General features: G+C 69.7%; 3 protein-coding genes and 1 pseudogene. All 4 read right to left on the bottom strand.

All coding sequences use genetic code 11. The features are described from left to right. On the bottom strand, positions 1-426 hold a 426-nt coding region (locus tag HC022_RS24205; RefSeq protein WP_368484729.1), incomplete at its 3' end, for a glutamate--tRNA ligase family protein. A 1-nt stretch (position 427) separates the two neighbouring features. Further along, positions 428-649 (bottom strand): hypothetical protein, encoded by a 222-nt coding sequence (locus HC022_RS24210; RefSeq protein ID WP_008884148.1) that lies wholly within the window; start codon positions 647-649, stop codon positions 428-430. After that, the gene (gene trmFO / locus HC022_RS24215; RefSeq protein ID WP_167454098.1) at positions 646-1,998 is read right to left on the bottom strand and encodes a methylenetetrahydrofolate--tRNA-(uracil(54)-C(5))-methyltransferase (FADH(2)-oxidizing) TrmFO; all 1,353 of its coding nucleotides are present in this window, start codon (positions 1,996-1,998) and stop codon (positions 646-648) included. Before trmFO ends, HC022_RS24210 begins: the two co-directional genes overlap by 4 nt. A gap of 120 nt (positions 1,999-2,118) precedes the next feature. Next, positions 2,119-2,410 (bottom strand): annotated as a pseudogene (locus tag HC022_RS24220) (cytochrome c); the annotation flags it as partial.

Consider the following 2,410-nt stretch of genomic DNA (forward strand, 5'->3'; position numbering starts at 1 on the left):
GGTGTCGCGGGGGCGGGGCCCCTCGGCGGCGGCCAAGGGGCGGCAGGTGCCAGGGTAGACCAGCCCGTCGGGCCCCGTGAGCGGCGCGCCTTCCTGCGGCGCCGAGAGCGCCTCGCGGATGTCGCGGCGGCTGCAGCTGCAGGGGTAGAGCAGCCCCATCGCCCAGAGCCGGTCGAGGGCCGCGTCATACTCGGCGAGGTGCTGGGATTCGCGCCGGCAGGGCTCGGGCCAGTCGAGCCCAAGCCAGTGCAGGTCGTCCTTGAGCTGCGCCTCCCACTCGGGGCGCGAACGGCTCTGGTCGAGGTCGTCGATGCGCAGCAGGAAGCTGCCGCCCCCGGCCCGCGCTTTGTCGTGGTTCAGCAGCGCCGAGTAGGCGTGGCCGAGGTGCAGCGGGCCGGTCGGCGAGGGCGCGAAGCGGGTCCGCACCTCAGTCTTCGTCGCGCCATGCCCGTTCGAGGCGGCGGGTGCGGCGTTCCTCGCCGGACTGGTAGATCAGCACCCATGCCAGCAGGATGAACATCGGGTGGGTGAGGCCTCCGGTGAAGAAGATCGCCGGCACCCAGATGATGAAGACGAAGATCGACAGGAAGATGCGGCCGGTGAACAGGATCGACAGCGGCGGCAGGAACAGGGCGAGGACGTAATTCATGCGGGCACCTCCTGGGATGCGACCCATGCCGACCAGTCCTGCTTGGCGCGGTCGGTGTAGGCCTTGTAGCGGTCCTTGCGGCCGCGGCGGCCGCCCTTGAGCCCGTCCACCGGGCGGAACAGGCCGAAGTTGACGTTCATCGGCTGGAAGGTCCTGGCCTCGGCACCACCGGTGATGTGGTGGATCAGCGCGCCGTGGGCGGTGTCCTGCGGGATCGGCGGCAGGGTGCGGCCGAGGATCTCTGCGGCGGCCATTCGACCCGCGGCGAGGCCCATGGCGCAGGATTCCACGTAGCCCTCGACCCCGGTGATCTGGCCAGCGAAACGGATGTGCGGCTTCGAGCGCAGGCGCATCTGGTTATCGAGCAGCGTCGGAGAGTTGAGGAAGGTGTTGCGGTGGATGCCGCCCAGCCGCGCGAAGGAGGCGTTCTGCAGCCCCGGGATCATCCGGAACACCTCGGTCTGCGCGCCGTATTTCATCTTCGTCTGGAAGCCCACGATGTTGTAGAGCGTCCCCAGCGCGTTGTCGCGGCGAAGCTGCACCACCGCATAGGCCTTTTCCTCGGGCTTGTGGCTGTTGGTGAGGCCGATGGGTTTCATCGGGCCGTGGCGCAGGGTCTCGCGGCCGCGCTCGGCCATGACCTCGATCGGCAGGCAGCCGTCGAAGTAGCCCGCGGTCTCGCCCTCGTGGAACTCGGCCTTGTCGGCGGCGAGCAGCGCGTCGATGAAGGCCTCGTACTCGGGCCTGGTCATCGGACAGTTGATGTAGGCCTTGCGCTCTTCCTCGGTCTCGCCCTTGTCGTAGCGCGACTGCAGCCATGCCACGTCCATGTCGATGCTCTCGGCATAGACGATGGGGGCGATGGCGTCGAAGAAGGCCAGCGCCTCGGCCCCAGTCTCGGCGGCGATGGCGCGCCCCAGAGCGTCCGAGGTCAACGGGCCCGTGGCGATGATCCAGTGGCCGTCCTCGGGAAGCGCGGTGATCTCCTCGCCGGAAATGCTGACGTTGGGGTGGGCGCGCAGCGCGTCGGTGACCGACTGCGAGAACGGGTCGCGGTCCACCGCCAGAGCGCCGCCCGCGGGCAGACGGTGGGCCGCGGCCTCGCGCATCACCAGCCCTCCGGCGTGGCGCATCTCCCAGTGCAGGAGGCCCACGGCGTTCTGCTCGTGGTCATCCGAGCGGAACGAGTTCGAGCACACCATCTCGGCGAGGTTGCCGGTGCGGTGGGCGAAGGTCTCGACCTTGGGGCGCATCTCGTGGATCACCACGGGGACGCCCGCCTCTGCGGCCTGCCAGGCGGCTTCCGATCCGGCCATGCCGCCGCCGACGATATGCAATGTCTCTGTCATGGAGTGGCAGATAGGGGATCGGAGGGGCGGTGTTAAGAGGCTGCGTGGCCGGATGTGCCGCGGCGGCGCTTCCTTTTGGTGCGGGGCGACGGGGGTCCGGGCTCGGATAGGTGGGGCGCCTCAGTCGAGGCGCCCGCCTTCGGGCAGGGCCTTGAGGTAGGCGGCGACGGCGGCGCGGTCCTCGTCGGGGAGGGCGGCGAAGTTCTCGACCACCTCGACCATGTGGCCGCCGACGCTGTCATAGTCCGGGGTGAAACCGGACGAGAGGTAATAGGCGATCTCATCGGCGCCCCAGCTCAGCTTGTCCGGCGTCAGGCCGGGGATCGTGCCGCGGCCGTTGGGATTGGGTGCGCCGGTGAGCCAGGCCGAGCGGTCGAGCCCGCCGAGCGCGTCGCGCGGGGTGTGGCATTCG

Origin of the sequence: Salipiger sp. HF18 (assembly GCF_011806505.1) — a bacterium.
Lineage (GTDB): Bacteria > Pseudomonadota > Alphaproteobacteria > Rhodobacterales > Rhodobacteraceae > Salipiger > Salipiger thiooxidans.

Coding starts and splice junctions, on each gene's coding strand:
- HC022_RS24210 (WP_008884148.1), bottom strand. CDS start 649: ATGAATTACGTCCTCGCCCTGTTCCTGCCGCCGCTGTCGATCCTGTTC.
- trmFO (WP_167454098.1), bottom strand. CDS start 1,998: ATGACAGAGACATTGCATATCGTCGGCGGCGGCATGGCCGGATCGGAA.